Raw genomic sequence first — 15,888 nt, 5'->3', positions numbered from 1 at the left:
AGCGGCTCGTGCGGCGCGCATCGATCGTGCTGATGCGCTGCGCGCCTTCGCTCCTCGGGGCGGTCATCGCGATCGCGTCGCAGGCGCAGGCGCAGCAGAGCGCGCCGGCTGCGCCGGCCGAGCCTCGCCAGCACGAGGGCTACTCGAGCTACGAGAGCGCCACGATCGATCGCGCCCTGGCGCGGCTCGGCGCGACGCTCGATCCCGCCCCCGAGGGCAAGATCGTCGAGGGGATCGACGTGGTCCCGTTCGAGGTGATCGAGGACCGCGATCCCGCGCCGTCCTTCCTGAACTGGTTCCACGCGCTCTCGCGGCCGTACGTCATCCGGCGCGAGGTGCTGCTCGCGGTCGGGCGCCCCTACGCGCAGGCGCTCGCCGATGAGTCGGCGCGCAACCTGCGTGGCCTGAGCCAGGTGTCGCTCGTCCTCGTCTTCGCCGTGCGGGGCAGCGCGCCGGATCGGGTGCGGGTCGCGGTCGCCACCAAGGACGTCTGGAGCCTGCGCCTCAACACGGACTACCGCATCGCCGAGGGGGAGCTCGAGAAGCTCTTCCTGCAGGCCGCCGAGCAGAACCTGCTCGGCATCCACCACGCCGTCGCGGCGCAGCTCACGCTCGATCCCGGCGCGCTCTCGCTCGGCGTCGCCTACGCGATGCCGGGCATCGGGGGCAGCCACGTGCGGATGCGGACCGAGCTGAACGCGATCGTCGATCGGCAGACCGGCGAGCTCGAGGGCACGCGCGGCGAGTTCGTGTACGGGCAGCCGCTCTACGCGACGGAGGCGGAGTGGGCCTGGGACGCCGAGGTCACCTGGCGTGACGAGGTGACCCGCCGCTTCATCGGCGCGAAGCTCGCCACCTTCGACGCGAGCGCCACGCCGGACGACGACCGCATCCCGTACCGCTACCGGAGCGATCTCCTGGTGGGCGGCTACGCCGTCACGCGCAGCTTCGGCGCCGCCGCCTCGGCCGTGAAGCACGATTTCTCGGTGGGCATCGAGGCGAGCCGCAAGGTGTACCGCCTCGACGCGCCCGCGGGCTTCGCTCCGGCCGCGCTCGCCGAGTTCGAGGCGCGCGTGATGCCGGTGAGCGACACCCGCGTCGCGCCGACGTTCAAGTACTCCACGTACTCGACCCGCTTCTCGCGCGTGCTCGACTTCAACACGCTCGCGCTGCAGGAGGACTACCGGCTCGGACACGAGCTCTCGATCCTGCTCTACCCGGTCACGACCGCGCTCAACTCCACCCGGAGCTTCCTCGGCGTCTCCGCCGCGGCGGCGTACACCGTCGCGCTCGGCGACGGCCTCGCGCGCGCGGTGGTCGAGACCGTCACGGAGCTCGACCGCTCCCGGATCTTCGACGCCTCGATCGAGGCGCGCGCGCGCGTGCACACGCCGAGCTTCGGCGTCGGGCGGCTCGTGTTCGACGTGCGGTTGCTCGACCGCTACCGGAATTACCTCAACAGGCAGTCGCCGCTCGGCGGCGAGACGCGCCTCCGCGGGTACAAGTCGGCGGCGTTCATCGGCGAGGACGTGCTCTCCGCGAACCTCGAGCTCCGCACGCGCCCGGTGGAGATCTGGTCGTGTCAGCTCGGTGGCGCGGCCTTCTTCGACGCCGGCGACGCGTTCGACGGCTACGACGAGCTGCGCCTCAAGCAGTCGGCGGGCTTCGGGCTCCGGGCCCTCTTCCCGCAGTTCAACCGCATCGTCACGCGCGTCGACTGGGGCTTCCCGCTCACGCGCGGCTACAGGGGGCCCGGTGCGATCCCGGGCATCATCGTCCTCAGCGCCGGTCAGGCGTTTCCGATGCTCCCTGCGGACGAGTAGGCGCGCCGCCGCGCCCGCGTGGCTCCTCCCCGGCCGGGGCGCCCCTCGGGGCCGCCGGGGCCGCGCTCGCCACCCGCGCGCGGTGGGCCGTGAACGCCCCCCGGAGCGCGGGCGGCACCGGCTCTCGGTCGAGCGCCGCGAGCGTCTCCGCCGCCGGCCTGCCCGCGAGCAGCGCGTGCCAGGCATGCTCGAGCGCGCCCCTGAGCCGCGCAGCGTCGTCCTTCGGCGGCTCCTGCCGCTTACCCTGCCCGGCCGCCTCCGCGCCCGGGCCTCGCGCGCGCGTCTCATGAAACGCCTGCGCCGCGCTGCCCCGGTGCGTGTAGCGATCGCCCTCGAAGCCCGCGACGTCGAGGAGATCCGGCGCGATGGGATCCTCCTCGGCCACGCCGATCCGACCGGCGAGCTCCAGCGTGCCGTCGTGGTCGACGTCGAGCGCGAGCCGCGGTGGCATCGCGAGCTCGACGGTGTACCGGGTCGCGCCGAGCGGGTGTACGCCCCAGATCTCCAGCTCTCCCGCCTCGTTTCTGAGCACGACGTCCGGCGCACCGTCGCGGTTGAGATCGGTCCCCGAGCGGAACGCCCCGAGCTGCTCCGTCGCGTCCGGCTGCGATCCCGGGAGGAGCGACGGCATCAGCTGGGTCGCCTGGCTGCGGTCCATGCGCCCGCTGTCGAGGGGCCCCGCGGCCATGACCACGCCGCGCGGCGTCGCCACGCGGACCGCCGAGGTGCGGCGCCCGAGCGCGTCGGTCCCGCGGTAGCCGCGCAGGACCACCTCGCCTCCGCGGCGCGGGAGCGCGCCGCGGAGCTCGACCTCGAGCTTCAGCCCGAGCTCGGCGGTCTCCACGTCGATGGCGCGCAGCTGAGCCTCGAGGTCCGGGGGCGTGACGTACGCGCCGAGGGGCGGCCTGCGCGCGGTGCCCCAGGGCGAGACCTGATGATCGCTGGCGCAGGAGATGAGCAGAACGCACATCGTCAGCGAGAGCTTTTCTGTTACCGTTCCCTTCCGCATGCGCCTGCTAGTCGCCGATAAGATGGATCTCTCGGCTCTGGAAGAGCTCAAGGTACTCGGGATCCAGATCGAGTCCCGCCCCGAGCTCACCCAGGACACGCTGCCGGCGGCCCTGGACGGGATCGGCATTCTCGTCGTTCGCTCGACGGAGGTCACGGCGAAGGCGATCGAGGCTGGCCGTCAGCTCAACCTGATCGTGCGGGCCGGGGTCGGCGTGGGCACGATCGACGTCGCGGCGGCGAGCGCGCGCGGCGTCTACGTGGCGAACTGCCCCGGCAAGAACGCGACCGCGGTGGCAGAGCTGACGATGGCGTTCATCCTCGCGCTCGACCGCCGGCTGGTCGACGCGACGTCCGAGCTCCGGGCCGGCCGCTGGGAGAAGACGAAGTACTCGTCGGCCCGGGGGCTGTTCGGCCGGCGGATCGGGATCGCGGGGCTCGGCGCGATTGGCCGCGAGGTGCTGATGCGCGCCCGCGCCTTCGGGCTCGAGCCGCACGCCTGGTCGCGCTCGCTGACGCCGGGCCGCGCCGCCAAGCTCGACGTCAGCTACGCCCGGACCCTGGAGGACCTGGCTGCCCGCTCGGACATCTTCACCATCCACCTGACGGCCACCCCGCAGACGCGCGGCATCGTCGGCCGGAGCGTCCTCGAGGCGCTCCCCGACGGCGCGATCGTCGTGAACGCCGCGCGCCCGGAGGTCCTGGACTACGCCGCGCTCGAGGAGCTCATCCCGCGCAAGGGGCTGCGGGTCGGCCTCGACGTCTTCGCCAGCGAGCCCGACAAGGGCTCGGCGTCGTTCGAGTCGCACCTCCTGGCGCGGGGGCTCGTCTATGGGACCCCGCACATCGCCGCGCAGACGGAGCAGGCCCAGCGGGCCATCGCCCTCGAGACGGCCCGGATCATCCGCTCCTTCATGACGGAGGAGGAGCTGCCCAACGTGGTCAACATCTGCGCTACCTCGCCCGCTCGCTACGCGGTCGTCGTCCGGATGCTGGACAAGGTCGGCGTGCTCGCGAACACGCTCAGCGTCATGAAACGGCACGGAATCAACATCGAGGAGATTTCAAATACCGTCTTCGAGGGGGCCACTGCCACGTGCACGAAGATGCGGGTCTCCGGCCGGCCGAGCGAAGCCTGCCTGAAGGAAATCGCGGCGTTTGAGGAGGTCCTGCACGTGGATATCGTCGCGCTGCCGAATCTGGCGTAAGGCAGCCCGCCCTCCGGCGGTGACGCGGCGCAGACCAGGGCGGGGGCGAACCGGCGGGGAGATCCCCGGCCACGAGGGGGCGGTTTGCCCGTATCCCCCCTTGCATGAGGTCCAGCATTCGACTAGGTTGTCCGCCGACAACTAGGCGGATCCGCGAGCCGGGTTCCCAGTTCGGGAATCGGCTCTTTTTTTTTGGCGCAGGGGCGCCGGGCACCGTCGCTCGGGGTTCATGGCGCTGAAAGTTCCCGGATCCGCCAAGGGTGACGTCTCTCACATGCACATGCCGCAACTGATGGAGCCTTCGACCAGAGCAGTGTTCGATCTCGGGCGCGTTCGCGACGCCCTCGCGCCGGTGCTTGCCACGCATGGGGTCACGCTCGTCGACCTGGAGTGGACCACCGAGCGTGCGGGCTGGACGCTGCGGCTCACGATCGAGCGCGAGGGGGCGGCCGAGGTGGGCGGCGGCGTCACGCTGGAGGACTGCGTGGATGTGTCGCGCGACGTCTCCTCGGTCCTCGACGTCGAGGATCTCATACCCAACCATTACAACCTCGAGGTCAGCTCTCCGGGCCTCGACCGGCGGGTGCGCACACCGGCCGAGTTCGTCCGCTTCCTCGGCAAGACGGCGAAGGTGAAGCTGTCGCGCCCGGCGCCGGACGGCCAGCGGGTGCTCCGGGGCGAGCTCCTTACGGCTCCGGAGGGGCAGGTCGCGGTCCTGGTCGACGGCAAGCGGATCGAGGTGCCGTTTTCGGATGTCATGGAGGCGCGCCTCGTCTTCGAGCTCTCGTCGCAGCCCAAGCCCAAGAAGGGGCAGCGGCAGGGCAAGGAGACCGCTAAGGAGTCGGGGCCGACGAAGCGGCTCTCGGAGGCGGCTCCGCGACCGGCCTCAATGCGGAGCGCGCGCGGTTCCGAGAAGCGCAAGTAGAGAGAAGAAAGATCAGGAGACAGGGACGTCATGGCAACGATGGCAGCGATGCCGACCTCGGAGACGAGCCTCGGCAGCATCCTCGATCAGGTCGCGAAGGAGAAGGGGATCGACAAGAAGATCCTTGTCGAGACGATCGAGGCCGCGATCTTGAAGGCCGCGCAGAGCGTCTTCGGCCCCACCCGCGAGCTCGAGGCGCGCTTCAACGAGGACAGCGGGCAGATCGACCTCTTCCAGTACATGACCGTGGTCGAGGCCGTGGCGGAGCCGGAGCGCGAGATCTCCATCACTGACGTGGACAAGCTCAAGCTGGACGCGACCCTGGGCGAGGAGCTCGGCTTCCAGGTCTTCTGGCGCCCCGAGGACGCGGAGAAGGCGCGCGATCAGGACAAGGAGTACGGCGACATCCTGAAGCTGAAGCACGGCCGCACGACCTTCGGGCGCATCGCCGCGCAGACGGCGAAGCAGGTCCTGCTCCAGCGCGTGCGCGACGCCGAGCGCGATCTCATCTTCAATGAGTACAAGGATCGCAAGGGCGAGCTCATTCGCGGTATCGTGCGGCGGTTCGAGAAGGGCAACAACATCATCGTCGACATCGGCCGCACCGAGGGTGTGCTCACGTTCCGCGAGCAGACGCCGCGCGAGACGTACCGGCCGGGGGACCGCATCGTCGCGTACGTGAAGGACATCGATCGCGAGGCGCGCGGCCCGCAGGTCATCCTCTCCCGCTCCGATCCCCGGCTCGTCGAGAAGCTCTTCGAGGCCGAGGTCCCCGAGATCTACGAGGGCATCGTGCGGATCGTGTCGGTCGCCCGCGAGCCGGGCGCCCGCTCCAAGATCGCGGTGACCAGCCGCGACGCGGACGTCGACCCGGTGGGCGCGTGCGTGGGCATGAAGGGCTCGCGCGTGCAGGCCGTGGTCCAGGAGCTCCGCGGCGAGAAGATCGACATCGTGCCGTTCGATCGGGATCCGGCGCGCTACGTCATCGCCGCGATCCAGCCGGCCGAGGTGCACAAGGTGATCGTCGACGAGGCCGACGGGCGCATGGAGCTCGTGGTCCCGGACGAGAAGCTGTCGCTCGCGATCGGGCGCAAGGGCCAGAACGTGCGGCTCGCCGCGCAGCTGACCAACTGGAAGCTCGACATCATCAGCGAGACAAAGTTCAAGCAGATGGAGGAGGAGGCGATCTCCGCCCTGCAGCAGATTGACTGGGTGACCGAGCAGATCGCCAAGTCCATGTACCGGCTCGGCTTCCGCGCCCTGGAAGAGGTGAGCGAGGCCTCGGTCGAGGAGCTCGCCGCCATCCCGGGCCTCGGCGGCGCCGAGGCCGCCGAGCGCATCAAGGCGCAGGCGGACACGACGATGGAGCGACTGCGTCAGGAGCGCATCCGTACCGCGAGCTCGCGCACCGAGCCCCTCACCGACCGCGAGCGGCTGATGTTCATCCGCGGCGTCGGCGAGCGGACGGTGGTACTGCTGGAGGAAGCCGGGTACCGCAGCGTGGAGGACCTGCTGCGAGAAGACGAGGATCGGCTGGCGATCCGCACGGGCCTTGGCATCAAGAAGGCGCGCGCCATCAAGCAGGGCGCGCGGGACTTCGTCGAGAGCGAGCAGAAGGTGCTCGATGCAGCGCGGGCGGACATTCGTCGCGCCGCCGAAGCGAGACACGTGTAACGCGTTTCAAGGAGTGGGGTTCAGAGGACCGAGGATGGAATCATTGGTGAGCAGACAGAACGACGCGGGTGAGCGCGAGCCCTTCGAGAGGGGGCGGGTGCGCACGTGTGTCGGCTGCGGGGAGCGCGTCGGCGTCGATGACGTCCGCGGCGCTCGTCCGCTCGTCCGGCTCATCCTCGGTCCCGGCGGCGTGGTCGCGGTCGATCCGGGCGACGGCGGGTTCGGGCGGGGCGCCCACGTCCATCCGCAGCGGGACTGCGTGGCGGCCGCGGTCGCCCGGGGTCTCGCCCGTGCCGCCAAGGGGCGGGTCCACGCGATCCTGGGAAATTCAGGCCCGGGCGCGGAGGGCGCCGGCGATCAGGCCGCCCCGGGCGCGGAGCCGCTCACGGCCGTCTCGCTGGCGCGGGCCATCCGGGAGGCGACGGAGCGCCGGCTCCAGGGGCTCATCCGTGCGGCCGTCCGCTCTCAGAGCGTGGCGATCGGCACCGATGCGGTCGTGGGGTCGTGCGAGCGGGGCGAGGCCGCGCTCCTGCTGGTCGCGTGCGACGCGCCGGCAGGCGCGGATCTACCGGAGGTGCGGCGGGCGATCGCGGAGGGGCGCGCTGTCGCATGGGGCACCCAACAGGTGCTCGGCTCCCTGGCGGGCGGCCCGCGCGAGCGCGGCGTGGCGGTGATGGCGATCTTCTCGGCATCGCTCGCGGTCGCCGTTGCGCACGCAGCGCACGTCGTGGACGCCTGCGCCCGCATCGAGCGGGGCGAGGGCGCCGCGGAGGGCGGGCGCGGCAGCTCCGGTCGAAGGGGGCGGTCGGCGCGCAACGCGGCTGTCCGGTCGGAAACAGGTGGGGTCCCCGAGCGACGGAAGGCTGCGTCCGGCCATGCTGGCCCGGCCCCTCGCCGTGGATCGGGGAGGGCGGGGGTGGACGTCGAGCACGTCGAGCACCTCAGCTCTGGCGCTCGGCCAGCGTCCGAGGGGGTCGGGGAAAAACCTGACAGCCCGGCGGGCGGGCTTGCTGGCCGCGACGAGCGGCTGGCGTCAAAGAGTGGGTCCGGTCGGCTTCTTGCAATTGCGCGGGGCACCGGGGAAGGCGGCCCTGTCGGGGGCACGGTGGCGAGGTCCGGTTCTGCCGGACGCGCCACGACGGTGGACAGAGTGGCCGCAACGGGTCGCCCGCGCGGATGGGTGAAGCGGATTGGTTAACGTGGAGCGAGGTGCATGAGCAAAGTCCGGGTCTACGAGGTCGCCAAGCAGCTGAACATGGACCAGAAGACGCTGGTCGCGCTCTTCCAATCCATGGGTATTGGCGACGTGCGCAATCACATGAGCGCCGTCGAATCCGACGTCGTCGAGCGGGTTAAGCGGCATCTCGAGCGGCAGAAGTCGCCTGAGGTGGTGGAGGAGCGGATCCGCCCGACGGTCGTAAAGCGCCGTGCTCGGCCTGGGGCCGATCCCGAGCCGTCGTCGCCGGGCCGCGGGCCGGACCCGGAGGCGCCGGTGCGCGCCGCTCCGGAGCCGGCGCCTTCGCGGCCTGCGGCTGCGTCCGTTCCAGCTTCCCCGCCGCACGAGCGCGTTGCTCAGGAAGAAGCGCCGGTCCATCGCCCCGCTCCGCCGCCGCCCGCCGCTTCCATCGCAGCGCCCCCGGCGCCGGCGCCTGAGCCGGTGGTCGCCGCGAGCCCGCGCGAACCAGCGCCCGCGCCCAGCGCACCTGCCCCGGCAGCGCCGCCCGTTGCGGTAGCGCCGGCAGCGCCGCCGCCTCCGGCGGCTCCCGCTCCCGTAGTACCCGCGTCTGCCGCGGCGTCCGCGCCCGCGCTCGCGGAGGAGACGAAGGTGACCTCGCCCGAGCCGAAGCCTGCTCCACCCGCCGCCGTCGCGGCGCCATCTGCCGCCGCCGTCGCGCCGGCTCCCGCCGAGTCGGCGCCTGCCGCGCCGGCCCCCGCCGCGGTTGCGCCCTCACCGGCGCAAGCGCCTGCTCCCGCCGCGCCGGCTGCGCCCGCGCCCACCGCGGCGCAGGCGGCTGCGCCGGCTCCGGCGAAGCCTGCAGCGCCCGCGTCCACCGCGGCGCCTGCGCCGGCCCGGACGCAGGCTGCGCCCTCGGCGCCTGCCCCGGCGCATGGGGCGTCTCGGTCGACGCAGCCGCCCCCCACGCCGCATCGGCCTTCCGGTCCGGCGCACCACCCTGCGTCGTCCGCGGCCCGCCCGGGATCCCGGCCGACAGCGCCGCCCGCATCGGCGTCCGCGGCCAAGCCGGACGACCCGGCTGGCGCGAACCAGGCGCCGCGCCGGCCGTCCTCGCCGCCGAAGACCGGCATCGAGGTGTGGCAGGGGCGCCCCGGCGTCACGATGCCTGCTGCCCGCACCGGCACGCCGCCGGCGCGGCGCACGACCTACGATCCGCGTGCGAACGCCCAGCAAGCGCGCCCCGGCGGTCCCAGCTTCGGTCCAGGCGGCCGGCCCATGGGCGGCCGGAACACGCGCCCGGGGATGTTCGGGCGGCCGCGCCCGGGCTCTCTCCCGCGCAAGCCGGTCCAGGTCTCCACGCAGGAGATGGCCTCGCACAAGAAGGTCATCAAGATCGAGGAGCAGGTCACCCTTCAGCAGCTCGCCGCGAAGATGAGCCTGAAGGCCACGGATGTGCTCATGCGGCTCCTGTCGATGGGCATGACGGGCGTGAACATCAACAGCACGCTCGACGCCGAAACGGCGAAGATCCTCGCGAGCGAGTTCGGCTGGAGCGTCGAGGACGTGGCTGTCAGCGAGCAGGACACGCTGACCGCCGCCATGCAGGCCGGCACCGAAGCCGACGAGGAGTTCGAGAACCGTCCGCCCATCGTCACCGTCATGGGTCACGTCGACCATGGCAAGACGTCGCTGCTCGACAGGATCCGGAAGGCCACTGTCGCCGAGGGCGAGGCGGGCGGGATCACCCAGCACATCGGCGCTTACCGCGTCGACACGCCGCGCGGGACGATCGCCTTCCTCGACACGCCGGGCCACGAGGCGTTCACGGCGATGCGCGCCCGCGGCGCCTCGCTCACCGACATCGTGATCCTGGTGGTCGCGGCCGACGACGGCGTGATGCCCCAGACCAAGGAGGCGATCTCGCATGCGCAGGCCGCGAAGGTGCCGATCATCGTCGCGGTGAACAAGATCGACAAGCCGGGCGCCGACGAGGACAAGATCAAGCGCGACCTCGCTGCGCTCGGGCTGCAGCCCGAGGAGTGGGGCGGCGAGACGATGTTCTGCAGCGTGTCGGCGAAGCTGGGGCAGGGCATCGACCAGCTCCTCGAGTCGGTCCTGCTCCTCGCCGAGGTCCAGGACCTCCGCGCCAACCCGAAGAAGCGCGCCAGCGGCACCGTCATCGAGGCCTTGCTCGATCGTGGCCGCGGACCGGTCGCGCGCGTCATGGTCCAGGACGGCACGCTCCGCACGGGCGACATCCTCCTGGCCGGCGCCGCGTGGGGCAAGGTCCGGGCGATGACCGACGAGCTCGGGCGCTCCGTCGCCGAGGCCGGCCCGGCGACGCCGGTCGAGGTCCTTGGCCTGGCCGAGGTGCCGAGCGCGGGCGATCCCGTCCACGCCGTCAAGGACGGGAAGACCGCGGAGGAGATCGCCGAGACCCGCCGCAAGAAGGCGTCGAAGACGCTGATCCCGCAGGACTCGCGCGTCTCGCTCGAGTCGATCACGAAGAACCTGCAGGAGGCCGATCAGCTCGAGCTCAAGCTGATCATCAAGGGCGACGTGCAGGGCTCGGTCGAGGCGATCACCCACGCGCTGGCGAAGCTCACGACCGAGAAGGTGAAGGTCACGATCGTGAACGGCGCCGTCGGTGGCATCACCGAGGGCGACGTCAACCTGGCGGTCGCGTCGAAGGCGATCATCGTCGGCTTCAACGTCCGACCGGCCGGCAAGGCGGGCGCTCTGGCCGAGAACGAAGGCGTCGAGATCCGGCTCTACAACATCATCTACAACGCCGTCGACGACATCCGAAGCGCGATGGAGGGGCTCCTCCCCGCGACCAAGGTGGAGAAGGTCCTCGGCCGCGCCGAGGTTCGCCAGGTCTTCAAGATCACGAAGGCGGGCACGGTCGCCGGCTGCATGGCCGTGAGCGGCTCGGTCAAGCGCACCGCCGAGGCGCGCCTGATCCGGGACAACGCCGTCATCTGGACGGGGCGCCTCTCGGGGCTGCGCCGCTTCAAGGACGACGTGAAAGAGGTGGTCGAGGGGTTCGAGTGCGGTATCTCGCTCGATGGCTACTCGGACATCAAGGAGCGCGACCTCATCGAGAGCTTCGAGATCGACGAGGTCAAGACGAGGCTCTGAGCCGCTAGATGTTCGTCGGCGTTCTCCGTCTCCGCCTCGATATCGTCGGGGCCCGCTCCCTCAAGGACAAGCGCAGCGTGGTGCGCTCCTTGAAGGAGCGGGCGCAGAGCCGGATGCGCGTGTCGATCGCCGAGATCGGCGTGCTCGATGATCCGAGGCGGGCGACGCTCGGCGTCGCGGTCGTCTCGAACTCGGCGGCCATGTGCGACAAGGTCCTCGCGGACGTGGCCGCGATGGCCGGATCGCTGCCCCACGCCGTCCTCACCGACCGGGCGACCGAGATCGTGTCGTTCGGTGAGGGAGGAGCGGGGGTGCAGGGCGGCATCGAGCAGGCGCTCGGTCGCGAGGATGGGGATCTGGGAGCGCCCTCCGACATGTTCGAGGACGCAGAGGACGACGAATGAGCGGCACGGTGAAGCGGGCGACGCGGGTCGCCGAACGGCTCCGCGAGGACCTGTCCAACCTGCTCCGGGATATGCGCGATCCGCGGATCGCCGGCGTGCTCGTGTCGCGCGTGGAGATCACCGACGATCTGCAGAGCGCGAAGATCCACGTGCGCCACGAGTTCGGGGCGGAGGACGCGGCGTCGCGTCGCGCCCTGCTCAAGGGCCTGGAGGCGGCGTCGGGCCGGCTGCGCAGGGACGTCGCACGCACGATGGGCCTGCGTGTCGTGCCGACGCTGCGCTTCTTCTACGACGAGGGCCCCGACGCCGAGCGGCGGATCGACGAGCTGCTCCGGGAGATCAAGGACGAGCCAGGAGACCCGCGCTCGTAGCGCCGGGGCCGGGGAGCGCCGCGCGCTCCCCGGGCGCGATCACCGCGGGATGAGCCGCTCGATCGCCTGCGCGGGCTCGAGGTCGAAGCGCCACGGTCCCACCTTCGTCGGGGCGTCGAGCGCCGTCGTCAGCGCGCGGAGGAACTCGCGCCGCGGCCATTCCACGGCGCCGAAGCGTTCCAGGTGGTCCGTGTACACCTGGCAGTCCACCAGCGCGAAGTCCCAGGCGACGAGGTTCCCGAGCAGCGTCGCGAACGCGACCTTCGAGGCGTCGGGCGCGCGCGCGAACATCGACTCGCCGAAGAACATGCGCCCCAGCGACACGCCGTAGAGGCCGCCGACGAGCTCGCCGTTCGACCAGGCCTCGATGCTGTGCGCGATCCCGGCGCCGTGCAGCGCGGTGTATCCGTCGACGAGCTCCTCGGTGATCCACGTACCGCTTTGCCCGGGCCGCGGCGACTCGCTGCAGGCCCGCATGACGTCCGCGAACGCCGTGTCGGTCCGCACCTCGAGCTCGCCCCGGCGCACCCGCTTGCGCAGCGAGTGCGGGATGTGCGCCTCGCGCGGCGGCAGGACGAAGCGCGGATCCGGGGAGAACCAGAGCAGCGGCAGCCCCTCGTGGGGCCACGGGAAGATGCCCCGGCGGTAGCCGGCCAGCAGCCGCTCCGGCGAGGCCTCGCCGCCCACGGCCACGATCCCCTCCGGGGTCGCGCGCTCGGGCGGAGGAAAGTCGAGCTTGCTCGTGAGCACCGGGACGCGCATCGCTGTGGGGTCGAATCCTCCCACCGGAGCCCGCGGTTGCAAATAGCCGCTCTGCGCGCGCTGCGCGCTCAGGACGCGCACACATAGTCGGAGCCCTCGACGAAGCCGCGCGCGGCGAGGTGAGCGCGGATGAGCGCGCGCGCCCCCCGCGCCCCCACGGCGACGACGAGGGTCTGCGCGCCCCGCGAGAGCCGCGACGGGTCGACGATCGGCGCCCCCTGCGCGATCCGGCCGATCTTGCGCGGATCGATGTCCACGAACCGCTCCGGCGTCACGCCGTTCCGGGCGAGCGCCCTCGCCAGCCGCCGGCCGGTCTTGCCCGCGCCCCACACCGCCACGGGGCGCGCCGAGCCCAGCTTTCTCGCGAGGTAGTGCGCCTTGGCCTCGAGGAAGCGCGCAATCGCGTACCGCGGATCCGCGAACGTCGCCCGGCCCTCGCGGTGCCGCCAGCGCAGGCCGAGCTCCGGGAGCTTCGCCATCCGCGCGCCGGCGGCGTCGAGGCGCAGCCACAGGTCGTAGTCCTCCGCCCAGGGGGTCTCTCGGAACCCGCCGACCTGCTCCAGCGCGCTCCGCCGCAGCATCACCGACGGGTGACACAGCGGGGATTCCACGAACATCTCCCGCGCGTGGTCCTCGGGCGTGATGATCGAGTTCAGCCAGTCCACGTAGCGGAGCATGCCCTCGCCGATCGGCCCCGCCGCGAACGCCTCGACGCGGGCCCCGACGACGCCGAGCCCTGGATCCCGCCGGAGCGCCTCGACCTGGCGCGCGAGGCGCCCGCCGACCGAGATGTCGTCGCCATCCATGCGCGCGAGCAGCTCGCCGCGCGCCGCCTCCGTCGCGCGCGAGAGCGCCCGCGCGATCCCCACGCCGCCCGTCGCGACCGGAACGACACGGGGGTCGCGCTGCGCGATGCGCGCGACGCTGGCCGGGCCAGCGTCGGTGGAGCCATCGTCCACGGCGATCACCTCGAGGTCGACCTCGCGCTCGGCGAGCACGCTCTCCAGCGCCTCCTCGATCGTCGCCTCCGCCTGCCGGTACGGGAGCAAGACGGAGACGAGCGGCGCCACGCCGAGACCATGGCGGCGCGCCGGCGCAGCGTCCACAGGAAGGGAGCGCCGCCGGCGCATCGCCGACGGGGCGCGGCGGCGCGGCGAGCCGCGATGCGCGGTACCGGGCGCGCGCCGATACGGTCCGCGTCAGGCGGCCCGCGTCAGAGATCGCGGGCCAGCCGGATGCCGCTCATCTGCCACCGCGCGTCCGGCGGGAAGAAATTCCGGTACGTCGCGCGGACGTGCGTCGCCGGGGTCGCGCAGGAGCCGCCGCGCAGCACGAGCTGGCTGCTCATGAACTTGCCGTTGTACTCGCCGAGCGCTCCGGGCCACGGGCGAAACCCGGGATAGGGCGCATACGCGCTCGACGTCCATTCCCACACGTCGCCGAGCAGCTGTCGTGGGGCTCCCGGTCGCGGCGGCGCGCTCGCAGGCTCCGGGTGAAAGCGCCCGCGCTCGGCGAAATTCCCCGGCGGCGCCTCGCCCGGCGCGGCGCCGCCGGGGACCTCCTCCGCGCCGGAGAGCGCGCCCTGCGCGGCCGTCTCCCACTCGGCCTCCGTCGGGAGCCGCGCGCCTGCCCAGCGGGCGTAGGCGTCGGCCTCGTAGTGGCTCACGTGACAGACGGGCTCATCGACGTCCACCTCGCGGAGCCCGTGGAGCGTGAACAGCTGAACCCCTCCGTCCCGAGGCTCCCAGTAGAGCGGCGCCTCCCACCGGTTCGCGACGACCGCGTCCCAGCCGCTCGATAGCCAGAGCTCCGGCCGTGCGTACCCGCCGTCCTGCATGAACCTGAGGTACTCGCCGCACGTCACCGGCCGCTCCGCGAGCGCGAACGCGCCGACGAACACGCGGTGCCGCGGCGTCTCGTTGTCGAACGCGAACGCGTCCCCGCCGTGGCCGATCCAGCGAACGCCCTCGGCGTGCTCCACGAAGCGGAGCTCCCCGGCAGCTCCGCCGCTCCGGCCCGGCGGCGCGCCGCCGAAGATCGCCGGGCGCAGCGGGTTCTGCGCCATCGCGTGCTTCAGATCGGTCAGGATGAGCTCCTGGTGCTGCTGCTCGTGGTGCAGCCCCACCTCGATCGTGAAGGCGAGATCGAGGTGCCGGCCCGCGCCGATCTCGTCGAGGAGCTCGCGCATCCTCTCGTCCACGTGGCGCCGGTAGCGAGAGGTCTCCTCCACCGTCGGGCGCGACAGGACCCCTCGCCGCGGGCGGCAGTGCCGCTCGCCCACGCTCACGTAATACGAGTTGAAGAGGTACCCGAACCGCGGGTGAAAGGGCGCGTATCCGGCGCGCTCGCCGAGCACGAACGTCTCGAAGAACCACGTCGTGTGCGCGACGTGCCACTTCACCGGGCTCGCGTCCGGCATCGACTGGATGACGTAATCCTCGGCGCAGAGCGGGGCGCAGAGCGACTCCGTGAACGCCCGGACGGCGTCGTACCGCGCCCTCAGCCTGCCCGCGACGCGCTCTGGCTGTTCCATCGCGTTCCCCTGGGGTCCTTCGTCTCCACGAGAGGTGTCGCCGCGGCGACCGGGAGCGGGCACCTAGCGCTTCTTGAAGTCGCCGAGGTGCGTGATGTACCAGCGACCCTGCCACGAGATGATCGTGTGGACATCGAGGCTCGCCGGCTTGCCGTCGATCTCGTACTTCAGCTTGCCGTGGAAGGAGCGGTAATAGCCGATCTTGTTGACCTCGTCGCCCGGAGGCACCCACTTCGGCCTGGAGCCGACCTCGAAGCCGACGAAATGCGCGCCTTCCCAGCTCTTGCGCTTCCGGTGCATCGCCTTCACGTCGTTCGCGTAGGCGGCGTGGAGGTGGTCCCAGTACTTGCCGGGATCCTTCACGTCCTTGAGCGGGATGAACGGCTCTTTGGGGAACCAGAAGGGATCCGCCAGCGCCGGCTCGTTCTTCACGATGGCGTCGAACAGCTCCCTGGCCCGCGCCGTGAGCTCCTCGCTCTCCAGCGGCGGCAGGATCTTGTTCGTCGCGAGGGCGGTCGCCGTGGCGCCGGTATCCGCGCCAGGGACAGGCGGCGATGCCGGCGGGGGCGACCCGTCCGTCGCTGCCGCCTCGGCCGCCGTGCGAGCGCCCCCATTCTGCGGCGGCCCCAGCGCACCTGCGTCCTCCGGCCGCGGCGCCGCCTCGGCCGCGCCCGCCGCCGCTGTCGCCGCCGCCGTGGGCGCGGCGGCGGCCGAGGAGGGCCGGGCGCTCTCGGCGGGCCGGGCGTCCGGCGCCGGGGTGGGCGCCGCGCAACCCGTCATCACCGCGAGCGCGCCCACGACGACGTGCTTCATCATGCGCGTGCCCTATCGCACCGCCCCGGCGCCGACAAGCGACCGCGGG

The 15,888-nt window shown here is 72.1% G+C and carries 13 protein-coding genes; 8 read left to right on the top strand and 5 right to left on the bottom strand.

What is annotated here, in order from left to right:
- The first annotated feature begins 8 nt into the window (after positions 1 to 8).
- Positions 9 to 1,823, top strand: coding sequence for a hypothetical protein (locus tag WMF36_RS30755; protein ID WP_437574328.1), 1,815 nt, complete (start codon positions 9 to 11; stop codon positions 1,821 to 1,823).
- Here the strand turns inward: WMF36_RS30755 and WMF36_RS30750 are convergent.
- Entirely contained in the window at positions 1,780 to 2,793 is a 1,014-nt protein-coding gene (locus WMF36_RS30750) for an FG-GAP repeat domain-containing protein (RefSeq protein ID WP_437574327.1), read from the bottom strand. The two genes, WMF36_RS30755 and WMF36_RS30750, sit on opposite strands and share 44 nt — an antisense overlap.
- A gap of 61 nt (positions 2,794 to 2,854) precedes the next feature.
- Here WMF36_RS30750 and WMF36_RS30745 point away from each other — a divergent pair, with 61 nt between their 5' ends.
- The 7 genes from WMF36_RS30745 to rbfA all read left to right on the top strand — a co-directional run bounded on the left by WMF36_RS30745 (position 2,855) and on the right by rbfA (position 11,731).
- Entirely contained in the window at positions 2,855 to 4,039 is a 1,185-nt protein-coding gene (locus WMF36_RS30745) for a phosphoglycerate dehydrogenase (protein ID WP_437574326.1), read from the top strand.
- Positions 4,040 to 4,331: 292 nt separating this feature from the next.
- Positions 4,332 to 4,964, top strand: a complete 633-nt coding sequence (gene rimP / locus WMF36_RS30740) for a ribosome maturation factor RimP (protein ID WP_437574325.1) — start codon at positions 4,332 to 4,334, stop codon at positions 4,962 to 4,964.
- A 30-nt stretch (positions 4,965 to 4,994) separates the two neighbouring features.
- The gene (gene nusA / locus WMF36_RS30735) at positions 4,995 to 6,638 is read left to right on the top strand and encodes a transcription termination factor NusA (protein WP_437574324.1); all 1,644 of its coding nucleotides are present in this window, start codon (positions 4,995 to 4,997) and stop codon (positions 6,636 to 6,638) included.
- A 46-nt stretch (positions 6,639 to 6,684) separates the two neighbouring features.
- A complete protein-coding gene (locus tag WMF36_RS30730) occupies positions 6,685 to 7,836 on the top strand; it encodes a DUF448 domain-containing protein (protein WP_437574323.1) in 1,152 nt (383 codons plus the stop codon).
- A gap of 15 nt (positions 7,837 to 7,851) precedes the next feature.
- On the top strand, positions 7,852 to 10,956 hold the full coding sequence (gene infB, locus WMF36_RS30725; protein ID WP_437574322.1) for a translation initiation factor IF-2: 3,105 nt from the start codon (positions 7,852 to 7,854) through the stop codon (positions 10,954 to 10,956).
- 8 nt (positions 10,957 to 10,964) lie between these two features.
- Positions 10,965 to 11,360: a DUF503 domain-containing protein gene (locus WMF36_RS30720; protein WP_437574321.1), complete on the top strand. Its 396-nt coding sequence runs from the start codon at positions 10,965 to 10,967 to the stop codon at positions 11,358 to 11,360.
- Positions 11,357 to 11,731 (top strand): 30S ribosome-binding factor RbfA, encoded by a 375-nt coding sequence (gene rbfA, locus WMF36_RS30715; RefSeq protein ID WP_437478432.1) that lies wholly within the window; start codon positions 11,357 to 11,359, stop codon positions 11,729 to 11,731. Before WMF36_RS30720 ends, rbfA begins: the two co-directional genes overlap by 4 nt.
- Before the next feature lie 39 nt (positions 11,732 to 11,770).
- Here rbfA and aat read toward each other — a convergent pair whose 3' ends face one another.
- From aat to WMF36_RS30695, 4 genes are all read right to left on the bottom strand, one after another.
- Positions 11,771 to 12,493: a leucyl/phenylalanyl-tRNA--protein transferase gene (gene aat / locus WMF36_RS30710; protein ID WP_437574320.1), complete on the bottom strand. Its 723-nt coding sequence runs from the start codon at positions 12,491 to 12,493 to the stop codon at positions 11,771 to 11,773.
- A gap of 68 nt (positions 12,494 to 12,561) precedes the next feature.
- Positions 12,562 to 13,563, bottom strand: a complete 1,002-nt coding sequence (locus tag WMF36_RS30705) for a glycosyltransferase (RefSeq protein ID WP_437574319.1) — start codon at positions 13,561 to 13,563, stop codon at positions 12,562 to 12,564.
- A gap of 143 nt (positions 13,564 to 13,706) precedes the next feature.
- Positions 13,707 to 15,026 (bottom strand): ergothioneine biosynthesis protein EgtB, encoded by a 1,320-nt coding sequence (gene egtB / locus WMF36_RS30700; RefSeq protein WP_437574318.1) that lies wholly within the window; start codon positions 15,024 to 15,026, stop codon positions 13,707 to 13,709.
- A 63-nt stretch (positions 15,027 to 15,089) separates the two neighbouring features.
- Positions 15,090 to 15,842 carry a hypothetical protein gene (locus tag WMF36_RS30695; RefSeq protein ID WP_437574317.1) on the bottom strand — a complete coding sequence of 251 codons (753 nt, stop codon included), beginning with the start codon at positions 15,840 to 15,842 and terminating at the stop codon, positions 15,090 to 15,092.
- Positions 15,843 to 15,888 lie beyond the last annotated feature (46 nt).

The sequence above is a fragment of the Sorangium sp. So ce887 genome (assembly GCF_051521455.1).
Taxonomy (GTDB): domain Bacteria; phylum Myxococcota_A; class Polyangia; order Polyangiales; family Polyangiaceae; genus Sorangium.
This window is presented reverse-complemented; position numbering and strand designations above follow the sequence as displayed.